The sequence below is a fragment of the Paenibacillus aceris genome (genome assembly GCF_017874035.1).
Taxonomy (GTDB): Bacteria; Bacillota; Bacilli; order Paenibacillales; family NBRC-103111; genus Paenibacillus_E; species Paenibacillus_E aceris.
Map to the genome: position 1 here is coordinate 1 of NZ_JAGGKV010000054.1, position 2,714 is coordinate 2,714.

The 2,714-nt window shown below is 43.3% G+C and carries 2 protein-coding genes; both read right to left on the bottom strand.

Translation table 11 applies throughout. The features are described from left to right. Positions 1-90: 90 nt before the first annotated feature. Positions 91-651, bottom strand: a complete 561-nt coding sequence (locus J2Z65_RS35040) for a suppressor of fused domain protein (protein ID WP_209856387.1) — start codon at positions 649-651, stop codon at positions 91-93. A 244-nt stretch (positions 652-895) separates the two neighbouring features. Then, positions 896-2,476, bottom strand: a complete 1,581-nt coding sequence (locus J2Z65_RS35045) for a glycoside hydrolase family 43 protein (protein WP_209856390.1) — start codon at positions 2,474-2,476, stop codon at positions 896-898. Positions 2,477-2,714: the final 238 nt, after the last annotated feature.

A 2,714-nucleotide genomic window follows, 5' to 3' on the forward strand; every position in this document is an offset into this window, starting at 1 on the left:
AAACGCAGCCTTTTGAAAAAAACGTCATAGCTGCGCCTAGTTTCGTATTGCCATTTTTAGTTCTCTGCTATGTGAGATTTTCAGGGTAGTTCAATCTTGTTTATTCGACGCTAAATTTTTTCGCCTTGGATTGTATAATTCAAAACCTTCCATGAACCAGAATTCCTTAAGACCGATTTGGTTATAAAGTTGAACTTCTTCTCGATAAATTGGATACATACCCGCTAAGAAAATCGGTTTGCCCTCTGTAACGATTTTCTGTGATTCCTTATCAAGTCCAGAAGGTGAAAAAACAAAGAAACCAGCCATTTCTGAATCATCACTTACCGGCTCATCAGAAGTAAATAGGTCCCCGTATGAAAATCTCTTTATTCCTCTTCGTTCTGTAACTAAGCCTGCCATTGCATAACCCCAGGAAAGATCATTGGTTTCCAAGGTTAGAATCAATTCAGGTTTTCCATTTATCCATTCAGAATGGTCAACTTCTGAGAGTCCGTAGGTTATAAAAGTCATCAAGCCAGTTTCAGGTAAATCCCGGTATATGAACAAATGTACAGGAGGACCGCCATCTTTTGATTCGATTCTTTTTATCTGATAATTGTCACCAAAAACCTTTTCAATGTGATTCAGAAATAGTTCAACGTTTTTCATTTTAGCTCCTTAATGGGTACTTCATTACTACGCTATTGTAAACTTACACTTAATATAACAATTTATCCCTCAAATCTGTTCGTTAGTGCAGTAAGGCTGCTGGTCATTCTCGCGGTAGAGCCTCATAAAGTGGTTTTTGAACTATCGTTCTCCCGTTAGCTCAATGATCTAGTCTTGATCTATGGTACGGTTCTCCGTCTGTCTGATCTTGTCACCTGCTCTCAAACGACAGCAAATGAACCGCTTATTCACTTTCGTTACCGCATCTTACTTCTTCAGCAGCCTCATAACAAAACCAGTCTGCATCGATATAACCCTGCTCGCTCTCACTGTTATAACAGTATAACCCGATTCGATCTCCCCTGTAATTCCCCCATCCCAGCTGATAGACTCCTCCAAAGCTTGTAAAATGCATCCCATCGACGCTATATTCGAATCGATTAATTCCGTCTATGTTCCACACAGATCTTAACCAAATGGTAGAAACCCTTAATTGCGGTCCCAACTCAATCGTACCCGAATTGTTATACTTCAGAACCCTTGTTCCCTTCCGCTGTTGAACGCCAATCGTGCAATAGGTTTGTGCAAAATGGCAAAGACCCGCTTCTTGTTCGTCAACCATGCCGCTTACATCTATTTTTGCGGTTGCAGTATTGTGAACGGTTCTAAACGCTCTTTGTGAAATGATGTTGCTTACGGTAAAAAAATTGTCCTTTTCGATGGGACGGCATGCGTATAGACGCAAATAGCTGGGCCGTTCCGTTAACGACCATTTGCCGTCCTTCGGCTGATGATTCCATTCCCACTGGGGTTCAAGTACCCATCTCTCAAAATCGTCGTTTGTTGAAAGAACCGTCGTAGGATACCCGTTTATCGGCTTGCTGCCTCCCCATACCATCTCCCCAATTCCGTCGCCGTCCGTATCATTTCCGATTATCGGCCATCCGTCAACCCAAGTTACAGGCAGCAAGTGAAGCGTTCTGCCTTCGTAATACCCGCCTGTTCCTTGATGAGAAATGAAATACCATTCCCCTAAGGCCGTCTGAACAAGTCCGCCTTGATTAGGCTCTCGGTCTATTTCGATGCCGTGCGTATGGATAAGCTCCTTTTCCTCATAGGGCCCATAGATAGACTTCGACCTTAACATTATGACGACTCTAACGTCCTTGCCTTCCTCACAGCGAACCTCACTGTGAAAAAAATAGTAATATCCATCGATTTTGTAGATCTTATTTGCTTCGCTACCTTTGTACTGATGGATAATCGTATCGCTATCATGCAGCAGCTCTTTGCCATCTCCACTTAGTTTAAACAGATGGATATTATAGTTGTCAGCAAAGTTGGTGGTAACCAAGTACCCTTGTCCGTCATCGTCCCAAAACGAACAACAGTCGTCCCAGCCGCTAACTTCCCAAACTTGATGAAGTGGCTCCCATGGCCCCGCTGGTTCAGCAGCCGTACTCATAAATAGTCCTTCATCGGGGGTAAAAAAATAAACCCAGAATTTATTCTTATGGAATCGGATCGAGCCTGCCCAAACTCCTCTGCCATAACGGTTCATTCGATCATAATTGTACTCCGGGCCGATACTTGTCAAATCGCTAACGACATGTCCTATCATTTTCCAACTAACAAGATCTTTGGAATGCAGCACCGCCATCCCCGGAGAGCAATGTAAAGTAGAAGAGATACAATAGTAATCCTCACCGACTCTAATGACATCCGGATCGCTATAATCTCCAGGTAAAACAGGATTGACATAGGTACCGTCCCTTTGATCTCCCCAAAAACCCTGCTTTGATAATACCTCGTAGTTATCCTTCATATCATCGTTATCCTCTCGGTCGTAAGTGTAATTCCAACACCCAGTCAATTCGTTCTTATTTACATCATTTCCTTCCGGATAACTGCCCGTTACTTCAACAGGCTACCCGAATTAGCAGGTAGCGTTATTCTGCTATCGTTCCCCGTTAGCCATCCATGCCCCTAACGGGGCACCACGGACAAATGAAAATTTGTTGAGTTTGGCTATAATGTTAATACGGCTGGCGAGGAAGGTCGTT

Bases quoted from the DNA above. Each gene is read 5' to 3' on its own strand.
- J2Z65_RS35040 (WP_209856387.1), bottom strand. From the start codon at position 651: ATGAAAAACGTTGAACTATTTCTGAATCACATTGAAAAGGTTTTTGGT.
- J2Z65_RS35045 (WP_209856390.1), bottom strand. From the start codon at position 2,476: ATGAAGGATAACTACGAGGTATTATCAAAGCAGGGTTTTTGGGGAGAT.